Source organism: Micromonospora chalcea, from assembly GCF_002926165.1.
Taxonomy (GTDB): Bacteria; Actinomycetota; Actinomycetes; order Mycobacteriales; family Micromonosporaceae; genus Micromonospora; species Micromonospora chalcea.
Map to the genome: position 1 here is coordinate 65,182 of NZ_MAGP01000086.1, position 25,119 is coordinate 90,300.

The 25,119-nt window shown below is 71.7% G+C and carries 25 protein-coding genes; 11 read left to right on the forward strand and 14 right to left on the reverse strand.

Annotated elements, in window-relative coordinates; genetic code table 11:
- Positions 1-34 precede the first annotated feature (34 nt).
- The 4 genes from BAW75_RS08885 to BAW75_RS08900 all read right to left on the reverse strand — a co-directional run bounded on the left by BAW75_RS08885 (position 35) and on the right by BAW75_RS08900 (position 4,911).
- Entirely contained in the window at positions 35-2,089 is a 2,055-nt protein-coding gene (locus BAW75_RS08885; protein WP_104113244.1) for an ABC transporter ATP-binding protein, read from the reverse strand.
- Positions 2,086-3,819 carry an ABC transporter ATP-binding protein gene (locus BAW75_RS08890; RefSeq protein ID WP_104113245.1) on the reverse strand — a complete coding sequence of 578 codons (1,734 nt, stop codon included), beginning with the start codon at positions 3,817-3,819 and terminating at the stop codon, positions 2,086-2,088. The genes BAW75_RS08885 and BAW75_RS08890 overlap by 4 nt, the downstream gene beginning before the upstream one ends.
- Complete coding sequence (locus tag BAW75_RS08895; RefSeq protein WP_043330646.1) at positions 3,813-4,334, reverse strand: MarR family winged helix-turn-helix transcriptional regulator; 522 nt, start codon at positions 4,332-4,334, stop codon at positions 3,813-3,815. Before BAW75_RS08895 ends, BAW75_RS08890 begins: the two co-directional genes overlap by 7 nt.
- A 61-nt stretch (positions 4,335-4,395) precedes the next feature.
- Positions 4,396-4,911: a MarR family winged helix-turn-helix transcriptional regulator gene (locus BAW75_RS08900; RefSeq protein WP_064447643.1), complete on the reverse strand. Its 516-nt coding sequence runs from the start codon at positions 4,909-4,911 to the stop codon at positions 4,396-4,398.
- A gap of 54 nt (positions 4,912-4,965) precedes the next feature.
- On the opposite strand from BAW75_RS08900, the gene BAW75_RS08905 reads away from it, so the two are divergent.
- Positions 4,966-6,588 (forward strand): MFS transporter, encoded by a 1,623-nt coding sequence (locus BAW75_RS08905; protein WP_104113246.1) that lies wholly within the window; start codon positions 4,966-4,968, stop codon positions 6,586-6,588.
- 53 nt (positions 6,589-6,641) lie between these two features.
- Here BAW75_RS08905 and BAW75_RS08910 read toward each other — a convergent pair whose 3' ends face one another.
- A complete protein-coding gene (locus BAW75_RS08910; protein WP_104113247.1) occupies positions 6,642-7,085 on the reverse strand; it encodes a DoxX family protein in 444 nt (147 codons plus the stop codon).
- 84 nt (positions 7,086-7,169) lie between these two features.
- On the opposite strand from BAW75_RS08910, the gene BAW75_RS08915 reads away from it, so the two are divergent.
- A complete protein-coding gene (locus tag BAW75_RS08915) occupies positions 7,170-7,709 on the forward strand; it encodes a TetR/AcrR family transcriptional regulator (RefSeq protein WP_064447645.1) in 540 nt (179 codons plus the stop codon).
- A 12-nt stretch (positions 7,710-7,721) separates the two neighbouring features.
- On the opposite strand, the gene BAW75_RS08920 is transcribed toward BAW75_RS08915, so the two are convergent.
- Together BAW75_RS08920 and BAW75_RS08925 are read right to left on the reverse strand one after the other, a co-directional pair.
- Complete coding sequence (locus tag BAW75_RS08920) at positions 7,722-9,161, reverse strand: GuaB1 family IMP dehydrogenase-related protein (protein WP_043326696.1); 1,440 nt, start codon at positions 9,159-9,161, stop codon at positions 7,722-7,724.
- A 125-nt stretch (positions 9,162-9,286) separates the two neighbouring features.
- On the reverse strand, positions 9,287-11,038 hold the full coding sequence (locus tag BAW75_RS08925) for an acetyl/propionyl/methylcrotonyl-CoA carboxylase subunit alpha (RefSeq protein ID WP_069087149.1): 1,752 nt from the start codon (positions 11,036-11,038) through the stop codon (positions 9,287-9,289).
- A gap of 132 nt (positions 11,039-11,170) precedes the next feature.
- Between BAW75_RS08925 and BAW75_RS08930 the strand changes: the two genes are divergently transcribed.
- The 4 genes from BAW75_RS08930 (at position 11,171) to BAW75_RS08945 (ending at position 15,087) form a co-directional block, all read left to right on the forward strand.
- Positions 11,171-11,761 carry a PadR family transcriptional regulator gene (locus tag BAW75_RS08930; RefSeq protein ID WP_043326691.1) on the forward strand — a complete coding sequence of 197 codons (591 nt, stop codon included), beginning with the start codon at positions 11,171-11,173 and terminating at the stop codon, positions 11,759-11,761.
- 127 nt (positions 11,762-11,888) lie between these two features.
- A complete protein-coding gene (locus tag BAW75_RS08935; protein ID WP_043326688.1) occupies positions 11,889-12,848 on the forward strand; it encodes a daunorubicin resistance protein DrrA family ABC transporter ATP-binding protein in 960 nt (319 codons plus the stop codon).
- Positions 12,849-12,865: 17 nt separating this feature from the next.
- Positions 12,866-13,621, forward strand: a complete 756-nt coding sequence (locus BAW75_RS08940; protein ID WP_104113248.1) for an ABC transporter permease — start codon at positions 12,866-12,868, stop codon at positions 13,619-13,621.
- Positions 13,622-13,683: 62 nt separating this feature from the next.
- A complete protein-coding gene (locus BAW75_RS08945; protein ID WP_104113249.1) occupies positions 13,684-15,087 on the forward strand; it encodes an MFS transporter in 1,404 nt (467 codons plus the stop codon).
- A gap of 78 nt (positions 15,088-15,165) precedes the next feature.
- Here the strand turns inward: BAW75_RS08945 and BAW75_RS08950 are convergent, their stop codons facing one another.
- From BAW75_RS08950 to BAW75_RS08960, 3 genes are read right to left on the reverse strand one after another with little or no spacing between them, the layout of a single operon-like run.
- The gene (locus tag BAW75_RS08950; protein ID WP_064447649.1) at positions 15,166-15,819 is read right to left on the reverse strand and encodes an O-methyltransferase; all 654 of its coding nucleotides are present in this window, start codon (positions 15,817-15,819) and stop codon (positions 15,166-15,168) included.
- A gap of 9 nt (positions 15,820-15,828) precedes the next feature.
- The gene (locus BAW75_RS08955) at positions 15,829-16,485 is read right to left on the reverse strand and encodes a Maf family protein (protein WP_069087146.1); all 657 of its coding nucleotides are present in this window, start codon (positions 16,483-16,485) and stop codon (positions 15,829-15,831) included.
- Positions 16,486-16,495: 10 nt separating this feature from the next.
- Entirely contained in the window at positions 16,496-17,623 is a 1,128-nt protein-coding gene (locus BAW75_RS08960; protein WP_402925792.1) for a S8 family serine peptidase, read from the reverse strand.
- A gap of 807 nt (positions 17,624-18,430) precedes the next feature.
- On the opposite strand from BAW75_RS08960, the gene BAW75_RS33305 reads away from it, so the two are divergent.
- Positions 18,431-18,685, forward strand: a complete 255-nt coding sequence (locus BAW75_RS33305) for a hypothetical protein (RefSeq protein ID WP_069087145.1) — start codon at positions 18,431-18,433, stop codon at positions 18,683-18,685.
- A 292-nt stretch (positions 18,686-18,977) separates the two neighbouring features.
- Here BAW75_RS33305 and BAW75_RS08970 read toward each other — a convergent pair whose 3' ends face one another.
- On the reverse strand, positions 18,978-19,430 hold the full coding sequence (locus BAW75_RS08970; RefSeq protein WP_069087144.1) for a hypothetical protein: 453 nt from the start codon (positions 19,428-19,430) through the stop codon (positions 18,978-18,980).
- Positions 19,431-19,530: 100 nt separating this feature from the next.
- A complete protein-coding gene (locus BAW75_RS08975) occupies positions 19,531-19,743 on the reverse strand; it encodes an acyl-CoA carboxylase subunit epsilon (protein WP_030501250.1) in 213 nt (70 codons plus the stop codon).
- A gap of 91 nt (positions 19,744-19,834) precedes the next feature.
- Between BAW75_RS08975 and BAW75_RS08980 the strand changes: the two genes are divergently transcribed.
- Positions 19,835-21,820 carry a serine/threonine-protein kinase gene (locus BAW75_RS08980; RefSeq protein ID WP_043326670.1) on the forward strand — a complete coding sequence of 662 codons (1,986 nt, stop codon included), beginning with the start codon at positions 19,835-19,837 and terminating at the stop codon, positions 21,818-21,820.
- A gap of 87 nt (positions 21,821-21,907) precedes the next feature.
- Positions 21,908-22,114 (forward strand): hypothetical protein, encoded by a 207-nt coding sequence (locus tag BAW75_RS08985; protein WP_043326669.1) that lies wholly within the window; start codon positions 21,908-21,910, stop codon positions 22,112-22,114.
- Positions 22,115-22,180: 66 nt separating this feature from the next.
- On the opposite strand, the gene BAW75_RS08990 is transcribed toward BAW75_RS08985, so the two are convergent.
- Entirely contained in the window at positions 22,181-22,933 is a 753-nt protein-coding gene (locus BAW75_RS08990) for a GH25 family lysozyme (protein WP_043326667.1), read from the reverse strand.
- Between the two features lie 128 nt (positions 22,934-23,061).
- Positions 23,062-23,241 (reverse strand): hypothetical protein, encoded by a 180-nt coding sequence (locus BAW75_RS08995; RefSeq protein ID WP_043326664.1) that lies wholly within the window; start codon positions 23,239-23,241, stop codon positions 23,062-23,064.
- Between the two features lie 99 nt (positions 23,242-23,340).
- On the opposite strand from BAW75_RS08995, the gene BAW75_RS09000 reads away from it, so the two are divergent.
- Entirely contained in the window at positions 23,341-24,084 is a 744-nt protein-coding gene (locus BAW75_RS09000) for a M50 family metallopeptidase (protein WP_104113250.1), read from the forward strand.
- A 49-nt stretch (positions 24,085-24,133) separates the two neighbouring features.
- Positions 24,134-25,117 (forward strand): ketopantoate reductase family protein, encoded by a 984-nt coding sequence (locus BAW75_RS09005; RefSeq protein WP_104113251.1) that lies wholly within the window; start codon positions 24,134-24,136, stop codon positions 25,115-25,117.
- The last annotated feature ends 2 nt before the right edge of the window (positions 25,118-25,119 follow it).

Here is a 25,119-nt window from a genome sequence, read left to right on the forward strand (position 1 = left end):
GGGGACCGGTGTCGGACCTGTGGCCGGGTCCACGTCAGTTCCCGACCGGCGTGCCGGCACCGGCACGCATTCCGTTCGGCGGGCCGGCCGGTGCCGGCGCCGGTACCTCGTCGGTGATCACCGCGCCGGTGAACTGCGCCCGGTAGAGCCGGGCGTACGCGCCACCGGCGGCGACGAGCTGCTCGTGGGTGCCCTGCTCCACGATCCGGCCCTGCTCCATCATCAGGATCAGGTCGGCGTCGCGGATGGTGGAGAGCCGGTGCGCGATGACGAAGCTCGTCCGGTCCGAGCGCAGCGCCGCCATGGCGCGCTGGAGCAGCACCTCGGTGCGGGTGTCCACCGAGCTTGTCGCCTCGTCCAGGATCAGCAGCGACGGCTCGGCCAGGAACGCGCGGGCGATGGTGATGAGCTGCTTCTCGCCGGCGCTGACGTTGCTGCCCTCCTCGTCGATCACGGTGTCGTAGCCGTCCGGCAGGCTGCGGACGAACCGGTCCACGAACGTGGCCCGCGCGGCGGCGAGGATCTCCTCCTCGGTGGCGTCCGGGCGGCCGTAGGCGATGTTGTCCCGGATGGTGCCGCCGAACAGCCAGGTGTCCTGCAGCACCATGCCGATCCGGCCGCGCAGGTCGTCGCGGCGCATCGTGGAGATGTCCACCCCGTCCAGCGTGATCCGGCCGGCGTCCAGCTCGTAGAACCGCATGACCAGGTTGACCAGCGTGGTCTTGCCCGCGCCGGTGGGACCGACGATGGCGACCGTGTGGCCCGGCTCGGCGACCAGGGACAGGTCGTCGATGAGCGGCTTCTCCGGGTCGTACCGGAAGGAGACGTGCTCGAACTCGACCCGCCCGTGCGGGTCGGCGATCCGGGCCGGCTCGGCCGGGTCGGGGCTCTGCTCGTCGGCGTCGAGCACCGCGAAGACCCGCTCGGCCGAGGCCACGCCGGACTGCAGCAGGTTGGCCATCGAGGCGACCTGGGTGAGTGGCTGGGTGAACTGCCGCGAGTACTGGATGAACGCCTGCACGTCACCGAGGCTCATCGAGCCCGACGCCACCCGCAGCCCGCCGACCACCGCGATGGCGACGTAGCTGAGGTTCCCGATGAAGAACATCGCCGGCATGATGATGCCGGAGACGAACTGCGCGCCGAAGCTGGCCCGGAACAGCTCCTCGTTCTTGGCGTGGAAGGCGGCCTCGACCTCCTTCTGCCGGCCGAAGACCTTGACCAGCTCGTGCCCGGTGTACGCCTCCTCGATCTGGCCGTTCAGCTCGCCGGTGTGCTTCCACTGCGCGATGAACTTGCCCTGGGACCGCTTCGCGATCTGGCCGGTGACCACCACCGACAGCGGCACCGCGACCAGCGCGACCAGCGCCAGCAACGGCGAGATCCAGAACATCATTCCGAGTACGCCGACGACTGTGAGCAGCGACGTGAGCAACTGGCTGAGCGTCTGCTGCAGCGTCTGCGACACGTTGTCGATGTCGTTCGTGACCCGGCTCAGCAGCTCACCCCGGGGCTGCTTGTCGAAGTACGGCAGCGGCAGCCGGTTGAGCTTGTCCTCCACGTCGGCGCGCAGCTTGAGCACGGTGCGCTGCACCACCCCGTTGAGCACCCAGCCCTGCGCCCACTGCAGGATGCTCGCGCCGATGTAGAGCACCACCGCGAACGCCGGCACCCGGCCCAGCGCGTCGAAGTCGATGCCGGCGCCGGGGATGACGTCCATCCGGGCCAGCATGTCGGCGAAGTTGCCGTTGCCCTCGGCGCGGGCCGCCTCCGCCGCCGCCTCGGTGGTGGTGCCGGGCGGGAGCTGCCGCCCGATCACCCCGCTGAAGATGATGTCGGTGGCGTGGCCGAGCACCTTCGGTCCGACGACGCTGAGCCCGACGCTGCCCAGGGCCAGCGCGAGCACGCCGGTGAGCTGGAGTCGGTACGGCCGCAGCCGCCCCAGCAGGCGGCGCGCCGACGGCCCGAAGTTCATCGCCTTCTCGGCCGGCATGCCCATGTTCATGTGCGGCGGTCCACCGGCGGGCCGGCGTCCGGCCGGAGGCAGCCGCTTCGGTTCGTTCTTCTGCTGCGGAACCGGCGCGCTCACGCGGCCACCTCCGCCGTCTGCTGCGACGCCACGATCTCGGCGTACGTGGGGCAGCTCTCCAGCAGTTCCTCATGTCGTCCCATCCCGACGACACCCCCGTCCTCGAGCACGATGATCTGGTCGGCGTCGACGATCGTGGAGACCCGCTGGGCCACGATCACCACCGCCGCGTCCGCGGTGACCGGCTTGAGGGCGGCCCGCAGCCGGGCGTCCGTGCCGAGGTCGAGCGCGGAGAAGGAGTCGTCGAAGAGATAGATCTCCGGTTTGCGTACGAGCGCGCGGGCGATCGCCAGCCGTTGCCGCTGGCCACCGGAGACGTTCGTGCCGCCCTGCGCGATCGGCGCGTCCAGTCCGCCCGCCATCTCGGCGACGAAGTCACGCGCCTGGGCGATCTCCAGTGCGGCCCACAGGTCGGCGTCGGTGGCGTCCGGGTTGCCGTACCGCAGGTTGCTGGCGACGGTGCCGCTGAACAGGTACGGCCGCTGGGGTACCAGCCCGATCCGCCGCCACAGCTCCTCCGGGGCGAGTTCCCGGACGTCCACGCCGTCGACCGGGACGGCGCCGGCGGTCGGGTCGACGAGCCGGGGGATCAGGGTCAGCAGCGTCGTCTTGCCGGCGCCGGTGGAGCCGATGATCGCGGTGGTGCGGCCCGGTTCGGCGCGGAACGAGATGTCGTGCAGCACCGGCGCGCTCGCGCCCGGGTACTGGAATCCGGCGCCGCGCAGTTCCAGCTCGCCGTGGCCGGTGACCTCGGTGACCGGGTCGGGCGCCGGCACCACCGACGAGTCGGTGTCCAGCACCTCCTCGATGCGTTCGGCGCAGACCGCGGCCCGGGGCACCATCATCAGCATGAAGGTGGCCATCATGACCGCCATCAGGATCTGCATCAGGTACTGCAGGAACGCGGTCAGCGCGCCGACCTGGATCTGGCCGGAGTCGACGCGCGCCGCGCCGAACCAGAGCACCGCGACGCTGGAGACGTTCAGGACCAGCATCACGATCGGGAAGATCAGCGCCTGGAGCCGTCCGATCCGCAGCGCGGTGGCGGTCAGGTCGGTGTTCGCCGCCCGGAACCGGTCGGTCTCGTACGGCTCCCGGACGAAGGCCCGGACCACCCGGATGCCGGTGATCTGCTCGCGCATCACCCGGTTGACGGTGTCGATCCGGGTCTGCATGAGCCGGAAGCCCGGCACCATCCGGCGGATGATCAGGCCCAGCGCGACGGCGAGCACCGGTACGCAGACCAGCATCAGCCAGGAGAGCCCGACGTCCTCGCGCAGCGCCATCACCACGCCGCCGACGCTCATGATCGGCGCGGCGACCAGCATGGTGCAGCTCAGCAGCACCAGCATCTGCACCTGCTGGACGTCGTTGGTGTTGCGGGTGATCAGGGACGGCGCGCCGAACCGGGCCACCTCGCGGGCGGAGAAGCTGTTCACCCGCCGGAAGATGGCGCCCCGCACGTCGCGGCCGAAGCCCATCGCGGTCTTCGCCCCGAAGTAGACGGCGGCGATCGAGCAGGCGATCTGGAGCAGGCTGACGAGCAGCATCCAGCCGCCCGTACGCAGGATCTGGTCGGTGTCGCCGACGGCGACGCCGCGGTCGATGATGTCGGCGTTGAGGCTGGGCAGGTAGAGCGAGGCGATGGTGCCGACGAACTGGAACGCCACCACGGCGACCAGCCATCGTCGGTACGGGCGTAGATGTGTGCGGAGCAGGCGGATCAACACGGATGGCTCCCCGTTGGCGGCTCGGTGTCGGACTCGCTGTCCCGGTTCAACCGACGGAGGTCTCCGTCGGACATGCCGGTGATGATTTCGATCAGGAACTCGCGGATGACCGCCCGCTTGTCCGGGTCGGCGTCGACGGACGTCAGTGGCCGGTCGCTGTGGATCATGTCGATGATGGTGCGGGCGTGCTCGCCGCCCTTGTCGGTGAGGGCGAGCCGGACGGTGCGGCGGTCCTCGGGCGCGCGGCGCCTGGTGACGAAGCCGTCGCGTTCGAGGGTGTCCACGATGCCGGTGAGCGTGGCGGGCCGGACGAAGCACAGCTCGGCCATTTCCCGGTGGCTCACGTCGCCGGATCGGAGGAGGATCATCAGGACCCGCATGCCGGCGGACGTGAGCCCGTGGTGTTCGGCGAGGTAACGCCCCCAGTGCTGCTCGACGACGTGGCCGGCGATGGAGACCAGCCGGCCGAGTGGCGCGTGGTGCAGGGCGTCGGGGAAGCGGACGAGCGGGCCCATGTTCACGAGCGTCAGATTAGCTCCCGAACCATCAGGGCCCAAACTATTTCTGAGAATCTCCTCAGCCGCGGTCGGCGCGGGCGCGCGGAGGCTCGTCCGGGGCGGTGGCGACGTACTCGCGCATCACCTCGGTGACCTCGCGCAGGAACGCCGTGGTGGCCTCGGCCTGCTCGGGGGTGAGCCGGGAGACCGCCCGGTCGACGCCGACGAGCATCGGGCGCAGCGCCTCCAGCACCTCACCCACGCCGCTCTCGGTCACCTGGAGGCTGAGCCGACGCCGGTCGTGCGGGTGCGGGGCCCGGGCGACGTGACCGGCCTGCACCAGCCGGTCCACGAGCGTGGTCGCCGAGGCGGACCGGATGCCGAGCCGGTTGCCCAGTTCGACCGGGCCCAGTGGCTCCGGGCTGGAGATCAGGTGATGGATCGCGGCGGCGTCGGTCGAGTTGAGGCCCAGGCGGCGGGCCAGCGCGGCCCGGGTGTCACCGGCGATCCGCAGCACCTCGCGCAGCGCCCGGGAGGTCTCGCTGCTCGGCGGCGGACCCGGTGCGGGCTCCCCGGTTGACGGCACCCCCTCCATGGGATAAAGCTAGCACTTCGGGTAGCTAGAAAATCTAGCTAAAGGGAGGGCGCCATGCGCGGCGACGGGCGCGGACGCTGGTTCGGGCTGCTGGCCATCAGCCTCGGCGTAGCGATGATCATCGTGGACGCCACCATCGTGAACGTCGCGGTGCCGCAGATCATCCGGGACCTCGACATCACCTCCACCGACGCGCAGTGGGTGCAGGAGGCGTACACCCTGGTCTTCGCCGCGTTGCTGCTGGTCGCCGGCCGCTTCGCCGACCGGTCCGGACGGCGGCGGATGTTCCTCGTCGGCGTCACAGTGTTCGTGGTCGCCAGCGTCCTCGCCGCGCTCGCCGGCTCCGGCGAGACGCTCATCGCCGCCCGGGTGCTCCAGGGCGTCGGCGGGGCGATGATGCTGCCCACCTCGCTCTCCCTGCTCAACGCCAACTTCACCGGCCGGGAGAAGGGCATCGCGTTCGCCGTCTGGGGCTCCACCATCGGTGGCGCGGCAGCGCTCGGGCCGCTGCTCGGCGGCTGGCTCACCACCACGTACTCCTGGCGGTGGGCCTTCGGCATCAACGTCCCGGTCAGCCTCGCCGTGATCGTGGCGACGCTCGTGCTGGTGGCCGAGTCCCGCGACGACCGGGCCGAACGCGGCCTGGACCTCACCGGCGCGCTGCTCTCCGTGATCGGCATGACCGGCGTGGTCTTCGCGCTGATCGAGGGCCGCACCTACGGCTGGTGGGAGCGGGAACGGCCGTTCAGCCTGTTCGGGCTGGACTGGACCGCGTCGATCTCACCGGTGCCGGTGGCCGCGCTCCTCGGGCTCGCCGCGCTCGGGCTCTTCCTGACCCAGCAGGTACGCCGCAACCGGGCCGGCCGTCCGGCGCTGCTCGACCTGTCGCTGTTCGGCATCGGCTCGTTCCGCAACGGCATCCTGGCCGCCGCGATCGTCAGCCTGGGCGAGTTCGGCCTGCTGTTCGCGCTGCCACTGTGGTTCCAGAACGTGCTCGGCTACAGCGCCTTCCGGACCGGCCTGGCGCTGCTGCCGCTCGCCGTCGGCAGCTTCCTCGCCAGCGGCATCGGTGCGCCGCTGACCCAGCGCTGGGGCGCGGCCCGGGTGGTCCAGCTCGGTGTCGCCGCCGAACTGGTCGGCGTGGCCGGGCTCGGATTCGTGGTCGCGCCGGACACCAGCTGGTGGGCGCCGGTGGGCTTCCTGTTCGTCTACGGCGTTGGCGTCGGCCTGGCCACCGCCCAGCTCACCGGCGTCTCGTTGTCCGAGGTGCCGGTACGCCGCAGCGGCCAGGGCTCGGGCCTGCAGAGCACCGCCCGGCAGGTCGGCTCAGCGCTCGGCATCGCGGTGCTCGGCACCGTGCTCTTCGCCGGCCTCGGCGGGCTGCTCGGCGACCGCCTGGCCGACCAGCCCGGCCTCGACCCGGCCCAGCGGGACCAGGTGGTCAGCGCGGTCAAGGAGAGCGCCGGCGCGGCGATCGGCGGGCTGGAGGCGGACCCGCGTACCGCGCCGATCGCCGAGGAGGCGAAGGCGGCGTTCTCCGACGCCACCCGGTACGCGGCGTTCGCGGGCGCCGGCTTCCTGCTGATCGGCCTGGTCGCCTGCCTGCGCCTGCCGACAGTTCGCCATGGGGAGACCGGGGAATCCCAGCCCGCCGAGACGGAGCCGTCCCGGGCCTGAGCCGGGTTCCGCCGGTCGGCGTGGGCGGGCAGGGTCGCCGGGCCCGCGGCGGGTCATCCGCCGAGGGTCACCGCCAGCGCCGCGGCCACGAAGACGACCTGGAGCGCGGTACGGACGCCGAGCGGCGTCACCGGGCGCCCGGCGAGCGTGAGGCGTCGCCGTGCGGCTGACACGTTGGCCGGGAACATGGCGAGCATCAGCAGTGCCAGCCCGGCCGCCGCCGGGCGCGCGGTGGCCGGGAACAGCAGCGCGAGCGCGCCGGCGAGCTCCAGCACGCCGGTCACTGTGACCAGCAGGTCCGGCCGGGGCAGGGACGGCGGGACCATCGCGATGAGGTCGTCGCGACGGGACGCGAAGTGGGCCACGCCGGTCAGCACGAACATCAGCGCCAGCCCAACCCGCAGCGCGGGGTGCCACCCGTCCAGGGCGTCCACGCCGAGCAGACCGGCTATCCGGGCCAGCGCGGTGCCGGCGAGCAGTGCGATCAGGGGTGCCATTGTCGATCCCTCCGACGAACATCTTGTCGCTGACAAGATTGCGGCGATGGTGCCATCTTGTCAATGACAAGTTAGGGTGACTGCATGGCCTCGTACCACCACGGCGACCTCCGCCGCGTCCTGCTGAGCACCGCCGCCGAGGCGATCGCCGAGTCCGGACCGGCCGCGCTGAGCCTGCGTGAGCTGGCTCGGCGCGCCGGGGTCTCGCACGCCGCGCCGGCGCACCACTTCGGCGACAAGGCCGGGCTGCTCACCGCGTTCGCCACCCAGGGCTTCGACCTGCTCGCCGACGCGTTGCGGCAGGCCGGGGACGACCTGCTCGACACCGGCGTGGCCTACGTCGGGTTCGCGGTGCGGCACCGGGCGCACTTCGACGTCATGTTCCGGCCCGAGCTGTACCGGGCCGACGACCCGGAGCTGGTCGCCGCCCGCGCCCGCTCCGGCGACGTGCTGCGCGAGGGGGTGGCCCGGCACACCGGGCGGGAGCCGGACGCCGACGCGCTCGCCGCCTGGTCGATCGTGCACGGCTTCGCCACGCTCTGGCTCTCCGGCGCGCTGCCGCCACGGGTGGGCGACGACCCGGAGGCTGCCGCCCGTACCGTGATCAGGCGGTTGTTCGACTGAGCCGGCCGAACGTCACCAGCTCGTCGGCAGCGGCATCCCCTCGGTGTACCCGGCGGCGCTCTGCACACCGACGAGCGCCCGCTCGTGGAACTCCTCCAGGCTGCGCGCGCCCGCGTAGGTGAACGCGCTGCGCACCCCGGAGATGATCTCGTCGATGAGGTCCTCGACGCCGGGCCGGTTCGGGTCCAGATACATCCGGGCCGAGGAGATGCCCTCCTCGAAGATCGCCTTCCGGGCCCTGTCGAACGCGCTGTCCTCGGCCGTACGGGCGCTCACCGCACGCGAGGACGCCATGCCGAAGCTCTCCTTGTAGCGCCGCCCGTCGGCGTCGGTGTACAGGTCGCCGGGGGACTCGTAGGTGCCGGCGAACCAGGAGCCGATCATCACGTTCGACGCGCCCGCGGCCAGCGCCAGCGCCACGTCGCGCGGGTGGCGTACGCCGCCGTCGGCCCACACGTGCCGCCCCAGCGAGCGGGCCGCCGCGGCGCAGTCGAGCACCGCGGAGAACTGCGGACGGCCCACGCCGGTCATCATCCGGGTGGTGCACATCGCGCCCGGCCCGACACCCACCTTCACGATGTCCGCACCGGCGTCGACCAGGTCACGTACGCCATCAGCGGTGACCACGTTCCCCGCCGCCACCGGCACCGGCGGGTCCAGCCGGCGGACCGCCCGCAGCGCCTGGAGCATCCGCTCCTGGTGCCCGTGCGCGGTGTCCACGACGAGCGTGTCCACCCCGGCCTCCAGCAGGGCGGCGGCCTTGCCGGTGACGTCGCCGTTGATGCCCACCGCGGCGGCGATCCGCAACCGCCCCCGGTCGTCCACCGCGGGCTTGTACAGCGTGGCGCGCAGCGCGCCCTGCCGGGTCAGCACCCCGACCAGGCGGCCGTCGCCGTCCACCACCGGCGCGATCCGCCGCCGGCCCGCCGACAGCCGGTCGAATCCGGTACGCGGGTCCGCGTCCGCCGGCACGGTGTGCAGCTCGGTCGACATCACGTGCCGGAGCTGGGCGAAGCGGTCCACCCCGACGGTGTCCGCCTCGGTCACCACGCCCATCGGCCGGCCGTCCCCGTCGACCACCACCACCGCGCCGTGCGACCGCTTCGGCAGCAGATGGATGGCGTCGCCGACGGTGTCGGTCGGGCCGAGGGCGATCGCCGTGTCGTGCACCAGGTGCCGCTGCTTGACCCAGCCCACCACGTCGGCGACGACCTCGATCGGGATGTCCTGCGGGATCACCGCCACCGCGCCGCGCCGGGCCACCGTCTCGGCCATCCGCCGGCCCGCGACGGCCGTCATGTTCGCCACCACGAGCGGGATCGTGGTGCCGGTCCCGTCGGTGGTGGCCAGGTCGACGTCGAGCCGGGAGCCCACCTCGGACCGGTTGGGCGCCATGAAGACGTCGTTGTAGGTCAGGTCGTGCGCGGGGACCGCGCCGTGAAGGAACCGCACCCGGCCATCATTCCCGCCCCGGGCCGTGCCCGCCCCCGGTGGTGGCTCACACCACCCGGCCTCGCGCTGTTAAGAAGGGGCCCCTTCACTACCTCAAACGTTAAGAAGGGGCCCTTCCTTACACCTCAGGCGATGGTGCAGATCGCGGCGCCGGACGTGATCACCGCGCCGACCTCGGCGGCGAGCCCGCTGACCGTGCCGGCCTTGTGCGCGTGCAGCGGCTGCTCCATCTTCATCGCCTCCAGCACCACGACCAGGTCGCCCTCGGCCACCTCGTCGCCGTCGGCGACCGCGATCTTCACGATCGTGCCCTGCATCGGCGAGGTGAGCGTGTCGCCGCTGACCGCGGCACCCGCCTTGCCTCCGCCGCCCCGGCGGGCCGGCTTCTTCGCGGCGGGCGCGGCTGCCGCCGTACCCGCGCCGAGCCCGGCGGGGAGGACGACCTCCAGCCGCTTGCCGCCCACCTCGACCACGACGGTCTCGCGCTCGGCCGGCTCGTCGGCGGCGCCGGCGGCGGCGGTGAACGCCGGTACGGTGTTGTCCCACTCGGTCTCGATCCACCGGGTGTGCACGGTGAACGGTTCGGCGGTGAACGCCTCGTCGCGGATCACCAGGCGGTGGAAGGGCAGCGCGGTGGCCATGCCGTCGACCACCATCTCGTCGAGCGCCCGGCGGGCCCGCTCCAGCGCCTCGGCGCGCGTCTCGCCGACGATGATCACCTTGGCGAGCAGCGAGTCGAAGTTGCCGCCGATCACGTCGCCGGCCGAGATGCCGGTGTCCACCCGCACGCCCGGCCCGGAGGGCAGGCGCAGCGCGGTGACGGTGCCCGGGGCGGGCAGGAAGTTGCGGCCCGGGTCCTCGCCGTTGATCCGGAACTCGATGGCGTGTCCGCGCGGCGTCGGGTCCTCGGTGAAGCGCAGCTTCTCCCCGTCGGCGATGCGGAACTGCTCGCGCACCAGGTCGATGCCGGCGGTCTCCTCGGTGACCGGGTGCTCGACCTGCAGCCGGGTGTTCACCTCCAGGAAGGAGATCGTGCCGTCCGCGCCGACCAGGTATTCCACGGTGCCGGCGCCGTGGTAGCCGGCCTCGCGGCAGATGGCCTTGGCGCTGTCGTGGATCTGGGCGCGCTGGGCGTCGGTGAGGAACGGCGCGGGCGCCTCCTCGACGAGCTTCTGGTGCCGGCGCTGCAGCGAGCAGTCCCGGGTGCCCACCACGATCACGTTGCCGTGCTGGTCGGCCAGCACCTGCGCCTCGACGTGGCGCGGCTTGTCGAGGTAGCGCTCGACGAAGCACTCGCCCCGGCCGAACGCGGCGACCGCCTCACGGGTGGCCGACTCGAACAGGTGCGGGATCTCCTCCATGGTGCGGGCGACCTTCAGGCCACGCCCGCCACCGCCGAAGGCGGCCTTGATCGCCACCGGCAGGCCGTGGTCGACGGCGAACGCCATCACCTCGTCCGCGTTGCCCACCGGGTCGGGGGTGCCGGGCACCAGCGGCGCGCCGGCGCGCTGCGCGATGTGCCGGGCGGTCACCTTGTCGCCGAGGTCGCGGATCGCCTGCGGGGTGGGGCCGATCCAGGTGAGCCCGGCGTCGATGACGGCCTGGGCGAAGTCGGCGTTCTCGGAGAGGAAGCCGTAGCCGGGGTGCACCGCGTCCGCGCCGGACCGGGCCGCGACGTCGATCAGCTTGTCGATGCGCAGGTAGCTGTCCGCGGCGGTGTCGCCGCCGAGCGCGTACGCCTCGTCGGCGAGCGTGGCGTGCAGGGCGTCCCGGTCGGAGTCCGCGTAGACGGCGACGCTCGCCAGGCCGGCGTCGCGACAGGCGCGAATGACGCGGACGGCGATCTCGCCGCGGTTGGCGATGAGAACCTTGCGCACCTTGAGGCTCCTCCCGGGAGGTCGTTGCCGGGAGTTTAGCGGCCTACCTGCGGAGCCTAACGATCGCTCAGTGTGGGATGCGGCACTGTAGTCAAATTTGCCTATTACGCTTGTCCGGTGTCGGCAACGAGGATGATGATTCTGGGCCTGGTCCGGTGGATGCAGCCGGTGCACGGCTACGACGTGCGCCGTGAGCTGCTGAGCTGGAGCGCGGACAAGTGGGCCAACGTGCAGCCCGGCTCGATCTACCACGCGCTGCGCAAACTCACCGACGAGGGCCTGCTGCGGACCGTCTCGGTCGAGCAGGTGGGCGCCCGCCCGGCCCGCACCACGTACGAGGTGACGGCGAAGGGGGAGGACGAGTTCGAGACGCTGCTGCGCGCGCAGTGGTGGCAGGTGCAGGAGCCGCCGGACCCGTTCGTGGCGGCGTTCTCCTTCCTGCCGGCGATGCCGCGCGAGGAGGCCGCGGCGGCGCTGCGCAACCGGGCGAACCTCCTTCGCGCCGGGGTCGAGTCGATGCGCGCCTCGCTCGACTCGGACTGGGTACGCACCCGCAAGCCGGTGCACGTCGGGTGGATGTTCGAGCTGTGGCTGGCCCGCGCCGAGGCGGAGACGGCGTGGTGCGAGCGGATCGCGGAGCGGATCGAGTCGGGAGTGTCGTACCTGCCCGATGGGATGGAGCGGGCCGAGGGCTGGTCGGGCTGGACCGACGGCTCCCGATGACACGACATAATCAACGTTGACCAAAGAAGCTATATCGCGTTAGCCTCGGCAGGAATCGCGGGGGATTCGTGCGTCCTCGCGGACGATCGGCGGCCGGTCAGGCCCGCCCGGACGACCAGGAGCAGAGATGATCGAGACCAGGGGGTTGCGGAAGTCGTACCGCTCCCGCGAGGGTCGCGAGACGAAGACCGTGGACGCCGTCCGCGGCGTCAACCTCGACGTCGCCGAGGGGGAGATCTTCGGCTTCCTCGGGCCCAACGGCGCCGGCAAGACCACCACGCTGCGGATGCTCGCCACGCTCATCGAGCCGGACGGCGGCGAGGCCACCGTGGCCGGCGCCGACCTGCGCAAGGACCCGGCCGAGGTGCGCCGCCGGATCGGGTACGTGGCCCAGGGCGGCAGCACCTGGGACGAGTCGAGCGCCCGCGAGGAGCTGGTGCTCCAGGCTCGCCTCTACGGCATTAGCAAGGCCGAGGCGCACCGACGCGCCGAGCGCGCGCTCGAAGCCTTCCAGCTCACCGAGTACGCCGACCGCAAGTGCAAGACCTACTCCGGCGGCCAGCGCCGGCGGGTCGAGATCGCGCTCGGCATCATCCACGAGCCGAAGATCGTCTTCCTGGACGAGCCGACCACCGGCCTCGACCCGCAGAGCCGCGCGCACATGTGGGACGAGATCCGCCGGCTGCGTACCGAGGGGATGACCGTCTTCATCACCACGCACTACCTGGACGAGGCGGACGCGCTCTGCGACCGCATCGCGATCATGGATCACGGCGAGATCGTCGCCGAGGGCACGCCGGCCGAGCTGAAGCGGGAGATCTCCGGCGAGGTGGTGATCGTCGGACTGGACGCCCCGAGCACCCCGCGCGCCGCCGAACTGCTCGACACCGAGGCGTACGTGAGCAAGCTGGAGACCGTCGACGAGGGCGGCCTGCGCCTCTACGTCGACGAGGGCGCCACCGCCATCCCGCAGGTGCTGCGCCGCCTCGACCACGCCGGGCTGGACCTGCGCTCGATCGAGCTGCACCGGCCCAGCCTCGACGACGTCTTCCTCACCAAGACCGGCCGCTCGCTGCGCGAGTCCTGACCCCCGGAGAAGCTGTCATGAAACTCGCCCGCGACACCTGGCTGATCTTCCAGCGCCAGACGCAACTGCTGCTGCGCAACCCGGTGTGGATCTTCGTCGGCGTCTTCCAGCCGGTGATGTACCTGCTCCTGTTCGCCCCGCTGCTCAAGCCCGCGCTGAACGCCCCGACGCAGGCCGCCGCGTACAAGATCTTCGTGCCCGGCCTGCTCGTGCTGCTGGCCATCTTCGGCGGCCTGTTCCAGGGCTTCGGCCTGATCGCCGAACTGCGGGCCGGCGTGATCGAACGCTCCCGGGTCACCCCGGTCAGCCGGCTCGCGCTGCTGCTCGGCCGGTCCCTGCGGGACGTGGTCTCGCTCATCGCGCAGGCGGTCATCATCACGCTGCTGGCGCTCGCGTTCGACCTGCGCGTCTTCATCGGCAACCTGCTCCTGGCGTACCTGATGCTCGCCCTCATCGCGCTGATGACCTCGGCCGTCTCCTACGGCATCGCGCTCAAGGTCAAGAGCGAGGACGCGCTCGCCCCGCTCATGAACACCGTCGCGCAGCCGGTGCTGCTGCTCTCCGGCATCCTGCTGCCGCTCACCTTCGCGCCGGGCTGGCTCCAGGGCGTGGCCAAGTGGAACCCGTTCTCCTGGGCGGTCGAGGGCACGCGCGCGCTGTTCAACGGCGACCTCGGCAACGACCGCGTCTGGCAGGGCCTCGGCATCATCGCGGTGCTCGCCGCCGCAGGCGTTTTCTGGGCCGCCCGCCAGTTCGCCCGCAGTGTCCGCTGACCAGGGGAGACGTACCTCTCAGGAGGCAGGGGGCACCGGTGCCACGCGCGTAGCGTGGGCCGGTGCCCCGCCTCACCCGTGACCGGATCACCTGGCTGACCTACGCCCAGCTCGGTCTCTGGGGCTTCTTCCTCTACGGATTCGGCCCGGTCGTACCGCTGCTCCGCGACGAACAGGGCACCAGCGCCGCCGTCGCCGGCCTGCACAGCACCGGCATCGCCGTCGGCGCGCTGGCCGGCGGAGCGCTGTTCGCCCCGGTCGCCCGCCGCCTCGGCCGCGGCCCCGCCATCTGGCTCGGCCTCGCCGGCGTCGCCGCCGGCGTCACCGCGCTCGGCCTGCTCCGCCCGCTACCGGCCACGCTCGCCGCCGTCGCGGTCATCGCCACCTTCGGCATGATGATCGTCAGTGGCGTCAGCGTGGTGCTCACCGCCCGGCACGGACCCGCCGCCCCCGCCGCGCTCACCGAGGCCAACGCCGCGTGCGCCGGCATGGGCATCCTGGCGCCGCTGACCATCGGCGCCAGCGTCGACGCCGGCCTCGGCTGGCGACCGCTGATGGCCGTCGAGGTCGGGCTGATCACGCTTGTCGCGCTCGCGGCTCTGACCTTCCGGGTACGCGGGCCGAACCGCGCCCCCGCTGTCGCGGCTGCCGGCACACCGGTCGCCGTGGCCGCATCCACCCGGGTGCCCGCCGTCCCCACGTCCGGGGTGGCCGAGGACGCCGCGCCCGCTCCGGCAGTACCCGCCGTCGGCGCATCCGACGCCGCCGTGCCCGCTTCGGGCGCTCCCGTCACCGTGTCGTCCGGGGGCGCCGCGCCTGTGCCCGCTTCGGCCGTGCCCGCGCCGGGGTTGCCGGCGTCGGAGGTGCCCGCCTCCGGGGTGCGTGGGGCAGCGGGGCGGCTGCCGCGTGCGTACTGGATCGCCTGGATTCTGATGTCCGTCACCGGGTCGATCGAGGTCTGCCTGTCGCTCTGGACCGCCGACGTGCTGCGGACCCACGCCGGGCTGAGCGCGGGCGGGGCGTCGGCGGCGGTGGCCGCGATCGTCTGCGGCATGTTCGCCGGCCGGATCGCCGGTGGCCGGGCCGCGCTGCGCTGGCCGCCGGTGCCGCTGCTGCTCGGCGCGCTCACCGTCTCGCTGGCCGGGTTCGCGCTGTTCTGGGGCAGTACGGTCGGCTGGCTCGCCGTCACCGGCCTGGTCGTGCTCGGCCTGGGCAACGCGCTGCACTACCCGCTGGCGATCTCCATCGCGCTCGCAGTCGCCGGTCCGGCCGCCGACAAGGCGGCGGGCTGGTCGGCGTACTCGATGGGTGTGGGTTTCGGGATCGCGCCGGTCGCGCTCGGCTGGGTGGCCGACGGCGCCGGCCCGCACCCGGCGTTCCTGCTGCTGCCCGCGTTCATCGCGGTGGCGGTGCTGCTGACGGTGCGGCTGGGGCGTGCCTTGCCCGCGCCGGTCCGCGCGACTTGATCGACTCCGTTTCGGCGAGGTGGCGGTATCTGGTGTTCAGGGTTGCCGCCACTTCGGCGAGGTTGTGTTCGGGCCGGCTCAGAGCACTCGGGCGAGTGTGACGCCGTCGGCGATCGGCAGCATGACCGCCTCGACGCGCACGTCCGCGATCACCGCGTCGTTGAAGGCGGCGATCGCCCGGTCGTCGGCGTTGCGCGGGGCGAGCACCCGGCCGTCGCGCAGCGTGTTGTCGACGGCGACCACCGCGCCGGGGCGCATGCGCGGCACCAGCTCGTCCCAGTAGATCGGGTAGCCGACCTTGTCCGCGTCGATGAACGCGAAGTCCAGGTAACGCTCGCGGGGCAGCTCGCGCAGCGTCTGGGCGGCCGGGCCGATGCGCAGCTCGATCCGGTCCTGCACACCGGCGCGCTCCCAGTAGCGCCGGGCCACGCCCGTGTACTCCTCGGAGATGTCGAAGCAGGTCAGCCGCCCGCCATCGGCGAGCCCCCGGGCGATCGCCAGCGAGGAGAGGCCGGTGAACGTGCCCACCTCGACCGCCTGCCGTACGCCGAGCAGCCGGGTCAGGAACGTCAGGAACGCCGCCTGCTCCGGCGCGACCTGCATGACCGCCTCGGCGGGCAGGGCCGCCCGGGTCTCCTCGGCCAGCTCCCGGACGATCTCGTCCGGCGCGGACCCGTGGGCCACCAGGTAGGCGTGCAGTTCCGGGGTTAGCGGCAGAGGCTTCGTGGTCATGTCCGGACGTTAGCCGAGATGCTCGATCTCCTGGCCCCCGGGCGCGACCTTCGTCCACAGGTCGACGATGCTCAGCTCCACCTCGGCGAGCAGTCGGCGCAGCAACGGCAGGGACAACCCCACCACTGTGCCCGGGTCACCCTCGATCCCGGTCAGGAACGCGCCGCCCAGCCCGTCGATGGTGAACGCGCCGGCAACGGCCAGCGGCTCGCCCGTCGCCACGTACGCGGCGATCTCCTCGTCGCTGATGTCGGCGAAATGCACAGTGGTCGACGCGACGGCCTCGGCCCGCGACTCGTACGTCACGTCGATCAGACTGTGCCCGGTGTGCAGGACACCGCTGCGCCCGCGCATCCGCTGCCACCGCCGGGTGGCGTCCGCCGCGTCATCAGGCTTGCCGAGGATCTCACCGTCGAAGGCCAGCACCGAGTCACAGCCGAGCACGAGAGTGCGCTCATCCCGCGACGGCCGCAGCCGATCGCGTACGGCCTGCGCCTTCAACCGGGCCAACTCCAGACACAGATCCTCGGCGCGCTCGCTGACCACCTGCGACTCGTCCACGCCGCTGACCAGCACGTCGGGCTCGATGCCAGCGGCCTGGAGCAACTTGCGGCGGGCGGGAGACTGCGAGGCGAGCACGAGGCGCACCGGTACGGAGGTCGACACCCCGCCGACGCTACCGGCTGACCCTCGGCGGCGGGTCGTCGGCACGTCGGCGCCGACGCCAGAACAGGTATCCGCCGCCCGCCGCCACCAGCACACCCAGGGTGGCGAGCCCGCGTACGGTCGCGCTGCTGTCGTCGCCCTTTTCCGGGGCTGCCTCCGCCGACGCCGGTGGCGTGACGTTCGAGGACTCGAAGCCGAGCGGGGGGACATCAGCGGTGAGCGCCGCTACCAGGTCGATGACGCCGTAGCCGTACTGGTCGTCGCGGCCTGGTGGTCCCTTGTCGACGGCGGTGGCGGTCAGCCGGTGGGCGACTTCCTGCGCGGGGAGGTTGGGGTACTTGGAGCGGATCAGGGCAGCAGCGCCGGCCACAATCGCGGTGGCATCTGACGTACCGGTACTCCGGCGGTATCGACCCGCGAGGCTAGTGGAGTAAATGTCCACTGCGGGCGCGACGATATCCACATCCGCCCCGGAGACCGAGAATTCCGCTTTGTTGCCTTGCCTGTCAACGCCGCCTACGGCAATCACGCCCTGCTCGGATGCCGGATAGCTAATCGAGGTTTCGCTCGGGAAATTCCCAACGGCTGCTACTACGACGATATTCGCATTGAGTGCGGATTTGACCGCAGATTGCAAGCGAGGAGTAGGGGTGCTGGCCGCGGATATACTTATTATATCTACATGTTGAGTTATTGCATACTCAATGCTGGCCGCTAAGTCATCGGGCTGGCCTAGTCCGGTCGTTGGCGTGTCGAAGATTGGGAGGATCTTGGATTTCGGTGCCACTCCGAGTGCCCCACGAGTCCCTCCCCGCCCATGCGCTGCGATGAGGCCCGCCATGCCGGTGCCGTGACTATTCGTGTCACGAAGGCCGTCTCCGCTTCCTCCCGAAATAACATCTGTTCCTGGAACTAAGTTCTTCTCTAGATCCGGGTGAGCCTCTACTCCCGTGTCAGGAACTGCTACAACAATCCCATCGCCTTGACTGATGTCGTGGGCCTCTGTGGCCCTCAAGAACCTTAGGTGCCACTGATCACCTCTCACCCGATCTGACCCGTCCGCGGCCGGTGACAATGCTGATGTCATCAAGCCAGGGCTCAGTGAGATGGTGAGTGACACGGCCAAGCTCCGTGCCACGAGCAGTGCTTCGAGAATCACCGATTGAAGCCTATGGCGGGTCCCGGGTCAATCGGTCCCTCGTCAGGTGGCTCCAAGATTGGATCGACGCCACGTTCGACTTCCCAGGGGTTGTCCGCATCCCAGCGAAGTTCTGAATCCCTATTCAAGCCCATACTACTCTGCCTCCCGTGGCTGGGAGACAGGCCGGGCGCGCCGCCCAAGGGAGTCAACCCAGGGGTGCCGATGTGTGGACCTCGGCCGGCATTCGGTCGAGATCCGGCAGCTCCCGTCGGTGCAGTTCCGGCCCCGCCTCCCCCGATGACTCCACCCGGAGGATTGACGCGTCTAGTTGGGCCACCCATGCCGGGCTGGCCGAGGGGAGCCCCAGGGATCAAGCCGCTTGCTCCGGTCGGACGCGGTGGAAGTGGCCGGTTGGTGCCTTTTCCGGCAGTTGGATCGTTCCCTGGCGGACCCAAGCCGGTGCTGCGGTTGGGTGCGGAGGGAAGGGGGATGCTGGGCGTACCAGAAGGATTGTTAGGAACAGTAGGGGATGCGGATCCGGGCATAGCTGGGACAGGCGTACTTGAGCCCGCGTTGCCTAGGATGGGACCCCCGCCTATAACGCCGCTCGTATGTGGGATGGCTGGTTGAGTTGGCGGTATCGCTGCGACGTTCGGTCGATGTTCGGTGGTTGGTCCGGGCGGCGCAATTGGCACTGGGGCGATGGGAGGGATGATTGGTGCCGGATCTGCTCCAGGATACGGATCAGACGAATGTGGGTCGGCCCTCGGTCCCGGCCGGACTGGTGCGGGTGGGCGCTGAAGCATGACCTGGGCGTGCTGCAGCTCGCCGCTCAACCCCGTCATCAACCCGCGCGCCCGTACGTTCAACTGCTCCAAGTCGTCGTCCGTGACCGGGGGCCGTTCCGGCAACCGGCTACCCGCCACCGCCTTCGGGTCGGCGATCGTCGCCTCGTACGCCCGCTTCTGCCGCAGCCTCTTCTCGTACTCCTCGTGCAGGGGTTGCAGCTCGGCCCGCGCGCTGCCGATGGCGCGGGTGGCGGCGGCGAGCGCGTCGTAGTTCGCGGCGGCGGCGTCGTGGGTGCGCTGCACGCGGTCGATGAGCTGGTCGAGTTCGGCGATGTACGCCCGCGCGGCGGCATTGGTCTCGGGTGGCCAGGCCTCGGCGAGGCCGCGCCGGTATTCCCGCAGCCGGCTGAGGTGGGTCAGCGCGAGGTCACAGACCTTGCGCCAACCGGCGACCTGCTTCCACTGGCCGGCGGTGTCCTGGTCCTGGAGGCACGCCCACATGCTGAGGACGTCCATCAGCCGCCAGTCGGTCAGCCCGGAGGTGCGTCCGCTGCCCCGTTCGATCACGGCAGGATCACCCGGCTCTGTTCGGGGGCGGTGGGGTCGGCCAGTGGCGGCAGCGGGCGGGCGACGGTGCTCGACGGCCCGGCGAGTGCCCGTTCGACGTCGGTGACCCGTGCGGAGGAGAACGCGTCGGCGTCGCCGTAGTGGTTGGCGATCCGGCCGGCGGCGTCGGCGAGCCGGCCGGTGGCGGGTGCCAGGTCCCACACGGCGCTGACCGCTGCCGTCTGGGTGTCGTGGTGGGCCTGGAGGAAATGGACCAGCTCGATGAAGGCGTCGGCCGGGTTCGGCACCGGGGCCCTCATGTCGTCGGCGATGTACGACAGATGCGGCGAGTAGTTGCGCGTCACCTCGTCCTGGAGGCGGTCGGCGAACTCCCGCATCTGTCGGATGTCGGCCTCGATGCCGCCGTAGCCGCGCAGCCAGCCGGCTGGCTGGTTGTCCTCCGGGATCATCGGAGCCTCCTGCCCGTCACCACACGGTTTCCCTGAGTGAGGTTAGTGGCTCAACGTGGATCCCGGCAGCCCCGCCCGGCGCCGCGGGTGGAACCAGACGTCAGCGGGGCAGGCCGGAGGCCCGCCACGCGCCGGCGCCGGCGACCGGGCCGGCGAGGGCGGGACGTGCGCTGCGCGCCCACTGCGACACGGGGGCCGGCGTGGCGGCCTGGGCCGGGCGGGTACGCACCATGATCGCGCCGACCAGAGCGGCCAGCTCCTCGGCGGTGGGCACGCCGCGGACGATCCGGAACAGCGGCTCTTCGGCAGACATGCCCCAAGGGTAACCGTCACGAATTCGACCTTCGCCGTACAGTGGCGTGCCGACGGTGTAGGCGTCGCAGCGGCCGGGTACGGTTTCTGCGATGTCGAACGCGCTCCCCCAACTCGTCGCCGACCGGTACCGGCTTATCACGCCGCTCGGTCAGGGCGGCATGGGCCGCGTCTGGAAGGCGCGGGACGAGGTGCTGCACCGGGACGTGGCCATCAAGGAACTGGTCCCGCCGCCCGGCCTCACCCCGGAGGAGCGCCGCGAGATGCGCGAGCGCTCGCTGCGGGAGGCGCGGGCGATCGCCCGGCTCAACAACGTCAACGTGGTCCGCATCTTCGACGTGCTGCGCACCGACGGCGATCCGTGGATCGTCATGGAGTACGTGGCGTCGAAGTCGTTGCAGGACACCATCGCCGAGGACGGTCCGGTCTCGTCGGCCAAGGCGGTCGAGATCGGCCTCGGCGTGCTGAACGCGCTGAAGGCCGCGCACAAGGCGGGCATCATGCACCGCGATGTCAAGCCGGGCAACGTGCTGCTCGGCGAGGACGGCCGCGTGGTGCTCACCGACTTCGGCCTGGCCACGATTCCCGGCGACCCGAACGTGACGCGCACCGGCATGGTGCTCGGTTCGCCCGCGTACATCTCGCCGGAGCGTGCGCGGGACGGCACGGCCGGGCCGGAGGCCGACCTCTGGTCGCTCGGCGCCACGCTCTACGCGGCGGTCGAGGGCAAGTCGCCGTACGCGCGTCCGTCGGCGATCGCCACGCTGGCCGCGCTCGCCACCGAGCCGCTGCCGCCGCCGCGCAACGCCGGGCCGCTCAAGCCGGTGCTCCAGGGCCTGCTGCGCAAGGACCCGGACGAGCGGATCACCGCCGAGGTGGCGGAGCGCATGCTGCGCAAGGCCGCCGGTCGCCGGGCCAAGGGCATTTCACTGCTGGACGGCGTACGCCGGCCGGGGCCGAACGGTCCGCGCGTGCCGCGCCCGCCGCTGGTGCCGGCGCCGCGCCCGGCCGACCAGGCCGAGCGCGCGGCGACCTCGGTCTCCGGGGCCGCCACCGGGGGTACGGCCGCAGCCGTCGACCCGACGGCGAAGGTGGCGGCGCCCACCTCGGACGCCGGCCCGACGGCGAAGGTGGCTCCGCCGGCCGCCGATCCGACCACCAAGCTCGACCCGGCGCCCTCCACCGACGAGACCCGGGTGGACGACGAGGCCCCTGTCGACGGCGTCGACCCGGCGCTGGACGAGACGCGGCTCGACGGCGAGCCGGTCACCGACGCCCCGGCGCCGGTCAGCCCGGCCGTGACCGGCTCCGCACCGGTCAGCCCGGCTCCGGTGCAGGAGGCGCAGTCGACCGGCCGGGCCACGGTGCTGCCGGTCGAGAAGTCCGCGCCCAACCGGCGCAACCTGCTGATCGGCGCGCTGGTACTGCTGCTGCTGGTCGGTCTGGTGGTGGCCGTGCCGCTGCTGAACAACGGTGACGACGGCGACGGCGGTCAGCCGACGGCCGGCACCTCCGCGTCGGCGGCGCCGCCGCCCGCGGCGAGCGAGAGCGCGTCCCCGAGCGCCCCGGCGACCAGCGCGTCGGCCAGCCCCACGCCGTCGGCCAGCCCGTCGGCGTCCGGGGCCGCGTTGCCGGCCGGCTGGCGCCTCTACACCGGCCCGAACGGCTTCAAGGTGCCGATCCCGAACGGTTTCGAGGCGCGGGTCCGCAGCGACAACGTCGTGCTCTATGAGGTCGGTGGCGCTCGGCGAGTGCTGTTCATCCAGTGGACGCCGAACCCGAAGAAGGACGCGTACGCGGACTGGAAGAGCCAGGAGTCGAGCCGGCGCAACTTCGTGCGCAACTACAAACTGGTCGGCATCACCAAGTGCGACCCCTACTTCCGCACCTGCGCCGACTGGGACTGGCTGGAGACGCGCAACGGCGACACCCGCTTCCACGTCCGCAACCGTGGTGTGGCGACCGCCAGCAACCGGGGCTTCGCGCTGCGCTGGGAGGTCCCGGCGAAGGACTGGGACGCCAACCTGGCGAACTGGGAGATCATCACCAAGGGCTTCGTGCCGGACCGTCAGAACTGACCGGGAATCCCGCCGGTCACGAAACTCGCTCGCATGGCTTTCCGTCCTCGGGGGTATGAATCCTCCGACGACGGAAGGAGGCGCGACATGGGTTACCGACGCAGGGACACCGGCCCGCGGCTGGCACTGTGGATGCTCGTTGCGCTCGGCGACGTCGTGCTGCTCCTGATCGCCGCCGGCCTGTCCGCGCCGGTCGCGGTCCTCGGTGTGCTGACCCTCACGATCGCGGGTGTGGCGGCGTGGCGCTGGATGCGCCGGACGCCCGTGCCGGCCTCCGCGCGCCGCAGAGCCTGAGCCACGTACGACGCGACAGTGGGACCGCCTCGCACGGAGGCGGTCCCACTGTCGTAAGCCGGTGGATCAGGTGTTGTTGGCCAGGGCGATCAGCCGGCTGCGGTCGCCGTTCCAGTAGTTGCGGTCCACGTTGCCGCTGATCCCGGAGACGGAGCCGGTGCTCGTGTACTGCCAGAAGCTGTAGAACGGAGCGCCGGCCGGCAGGGTGCCGGGCGAGCTGGCCCAGCGGGCGATCCACAGCGGGTGGTTGGCCCACGGGCCGCTCCAGCTGCCGGTGCACTGGTTCCACCAGCTCGTCGTGGTGTAGATGACCGCGTACCGGCCGGTGCGGGAGCGGTAGGTGTTGAGGAAGTCCTGGACCCAGTTGCGCATGCCGGTGGTGCTCAGGCCGTAGCAGTAGCCGCCGCTGTACGGGTTGCCCTCCAGGTCCAGCGCGGCGGGCAGCGTACGGCTGTCGGCGGACCAGGCGCCGCCGTTGCTGGCCAGGTAGTTGGCCTGGGTGGAACCGGCGGAGATGTTCGGCCGGGCGAAGTGGTAGGCCCCGCGGATCACCCCGGCGTTGTACGCGTTGACGTAGTTCGCGTTGAAGTTCGGGTCCTTGTAGCTCGTGCCCTCGGTGGCCTTGATGAAGGCGAACTGGATGCCCGCGTTGCGCACGCTGGTCCAGTTGATGCTGCCCTGGTAACGGGAGACGTCGATCCCGGGCGTGGTCGCGGCGGCGGCCGGTCCGGCGGTCGCCACGAGGGCCACGGCCGCGGTGGCGGCGGCGGCCAGGCCGGCAGCGAGGAGCCGGCGTACGGAGAGTCTGGTACGGGCCATGGTTGCCTCCAGAGGGACGTCCGTTTATTGACGCCCATCTTTGGAGCTTAGTGCCCTAGATCGCAATAGGGAGCAAGGAAATTTTCATCGACGCCTATCGTTCGCCCAGGTGGCGCGTCGTTTGCGGATCAGCGGAGCGCGCTCGGGTCCATCGCCCAGCGGAACGGCTCGGTGACACTGAGCGTCTCACCCGCCTTGGCCACCGCGTCCTCGACGTAGTGCGCGCCGTCGAGCCGGTGCAGCCGCAGCGAGTGGCTGTCGCCGTCCTGCTCGTGCGAGCTGTAGGGCTCCAAGCGAGCTGCGCTCACCGACCTCACCTCCGCTCCGGCGCCTCGTCCGATCAGTCTCACACTCTATGAGACTCGGCCGGTCGAACGACACGGCTCGGGCCGGTAGGCTCCCCGCCCATGCCCCTGATCGACGGCCTCACCACGCTCTGGGACACGCTGACGAGCGCCCAGCCGGACCCGCCGCCGCTGCTGGTGGTGCTCACCGCCGTGGTCGCGCTCGCCGTGGTCGCCACCCGGCTGCCGTGGCGGATCGCCCGGAACGCGGTCACCATCGCGCACGAGGGCGGCCACGCGCTCGTCGCGCGGCTCACCGGCCGCCGGCTGCACGGCATCCGGCTGCACTCGGACACCTCCGGGCTGACGCTCTCCGCCGGCCGCCCCACCGGGCCGGGGATGATCCTCACGCTGCTCGCCGGGTACGTCGCGCCGTCGCTGCTCGGCCTCGGCGGCGCGTGGCTGCTGGCCGGGAACCGGATCACGTTGCTGCTGTGGCTGGCGGTGGCGCTGCTGCTGGCCATGCTGGTGATGATCCGCAACCTGTTCGGCGTGCTCTCGCTGCTTGTCACCGGCGGCGTGGTGCTCGCCGTCTCCTGGTACACCTCGCCCGAGGTGCAGGCCGCGTTCGCCTGGACGTCGGTCTGGTTCCTGCTGCTCGGCGGCGTACGACCGGTGTTCGAGCTGCACCGGCAACGCGCCCGGGGCCGGATGCCGCAGTCCGACGCCGACCAGCTCGCCCGGCTCACGCCGTTCCCGGCGCTGTTCTGGGTGGGCGTGTTCCTGCTGGTCAGCGTGGGCGCGCTGGTGGTCGGCGCGCTGCTGCTGGCCGGTCCGATCCTGGCCGACGCGGGGCTCACCGCTTGACAAGCGGCGTATCCGGCGGGCGAGGCCACATAGGGGCAGAATCGGACCCGTGCGATACGTGATCATCGGAGCGGGCGCGGTCGGCGGCACCATCGGCGTACTCCTGGCCGACGCCGGCCACGACGTGACGCTCGTGGCCCGCGGCGCGCATCTGGACGCGCTGCGGGAGCGGGGTCTGACGCTGCGCACGCCGGAGCGTGAGGTCACCGGCCGGCTGCCGGCGGTGGCGGCGCCGGACGGCCCGCCCCTGCCGGCCGACACCGTGCTGGTGCTCACCGTGAAGTCGCAGGACACCGTGGCGGCGCTGACGGCGTGGGCGGACGCGCCGGTCGAGGGCGGCGGAACGGCGGGCGAACGGCTGCCGGTCGTGCTGGCCCAGAACGGCGTGGCGAACGAGCCGGCCGCGCTGCGGCGCTTCGCCCGCGTACACCCGGTGTGCGTGTGGCTGCCCGCCACCCACCTGGAACCGGGCCTGGTGGTCGCCAACGGGCATCCGCACCCGGGCATGCTGCACATCGGCCGCTACCCGAGCGGCGCCGACGACGCCAGCCGGGCGGTCGCCGCCGACCTGACCTCCGCCGGGTTCGTCGCGCCGGTGCGCGACGACGTGATGCGCTGGAAGTACGGCAAGCTGCTCGCCAACCTCGGCAACGGCCTCCAGGCGCTGCTCGGCCGGGGCGTGCCCGAAGCCCTGTCGAAGCGGGTACGCGCCGAGGGCGAGGCGGCGCTCGCCGCCGCCGGCATCGCGCACACCACAGTCGAGGAGGAGGCCGCCGAGCGCGGTGACCTGGTGTCGCACCGGCCCGTCGGCGGCGAGGAGCGCTCCGGCGGTTCCACCTGGCAGAGCCTGGCCCGGGGCGCGGGCTCGGTCGAGACCGACCACCTCAACGGCGAGATCGTGCTGCTCGGGCGCCTGCACGGCGTACCCACCCCGGCCAACGCGGCGGTGCAGACCGCCGTCCGCCGGGCCGTCCGCGACCGGATCCCGGCCGGCGGCTTCCCGCTCGGCGAACTCGAGAAAATGATCGGCTGAGC

Excerpts from the sequence above, each read along its gene's own strand:
- BAW75_RS08895 (WP_043330646.1), bottom strand. The coding sequence starts at position 4,334 with ATGGGCCCGCTCGTCCGCTTCCCCGACGCCCTGCACCACGCGCCACTC.
- BAW75_RS08900 (WP_064447643.1), bottom strand. The coding sequence starts at position 4,911 with ATGGAGGGGGTGCCGTCAACCGGGGAGCCCGCACCGGGTCCGCCGCCG.
- BAW75_RS08905 (WP_104113246.1), top strand. The coding sequence starts at position 4,966 with ATGCGCGGCGACGGGCGCGGACGCTGGTTCGGGCTGCTGGCCATCAGC.
- BAW75_RS08910 (WP_104113247.1), bottom strand. The coding sequence starts at position 7,085 with ATGGCACCCCTGATCGCACTGCTCGCCGGCACCGCGCTGGCCCGGATA.
- BAW75_RS08915 (WP_064447645.1), top strand. The coding sequence starts at position 7,170 with ATGGCCTCGTACCACCACGGCGACCTCCGCCGCGTCCTGCTGAGCACC.
- BAW75_RS08930 (WP_043326691.1), top strand. The coding sequence starts at position 11,171 with ATGATGATTCTGGGCCTGGTCCGGTGGATGCAGCCGGTGCACGGCTAC.
- BAW75_RS08935 (WP_043326688.1), top strand. The coding sequence starts at position 11,889 with ATGATCGAGACCAGGGGGTTGCGGAAGTCGTACCGCTCCCGCGAGGGT.
- BAW75_RS08940 (WP_104113248.1), top strand. The coding sequence starts at position 12,866 with ATGAAACTCGCCCGCGACACCTGGCTGATCTTCCAGCGCCAGACGCAA.
- BAW75_RS08950 (WP_064447649.1), bottom strand. The coding sequence starts at position 15,819 with ATGACCACGAAGCCTCTGCCGCTAACCCCGGAACTGCACGCCTACCTG.
- BAW75_RS33305 (WP_069087145.1), top strand. The coding sequence starts at position 18,431 with ATGACCTGGGCGTGCTGCAGCTCGCCGCTCAACCCCGTCATCAACCCG.
- BAW75_RS08970 (WP_069087144.1), bottom strand. The coding sequence starts at position 19,430 with ATGATCCCGGAGGACAACCAGCCAGCCGGCTGGCTGCGCGGCTACGGC.
- BAW75_RS08975 (WP_030501250.1), bottom strand. The coding sequence starts at position 19,743 with ATGTCTGCCGAAGAGCCGCTGTTCCGGATCGTCCGCGGCGTGCCCACC.
- BAW75_RS08980 (WP_043326670.1), top strand. The coding sequence starts at position 19,835 with ATGTCGAACGCGCTCCCCCAACTCGTCGCCGACCGGTACCGGCTTATC.
- BAW75_RS08985 (WP_043326669.1), top strand. The coding sequence starts at position 21,908 with ATGGGTTACCGACGCAGGGACACCGGCCCGCGGCTGGCACTGTGGATG.
- BAW75_RS08990 (WP_043326667.1), bottom strand. The coding sequence starts at position 22,933 with ATGGCCCGTACCAGACTCTCCGTACGCCGGCTCCTCGCTGCCGGCCTG.
- BAW75_RS09000 (WP_104113250.1), top strand. The coding sequence starts at position 23,341 with ATGCCCCTGATCGACGGCCTCACCACGCTCTGGGACACGCTGACGAGC.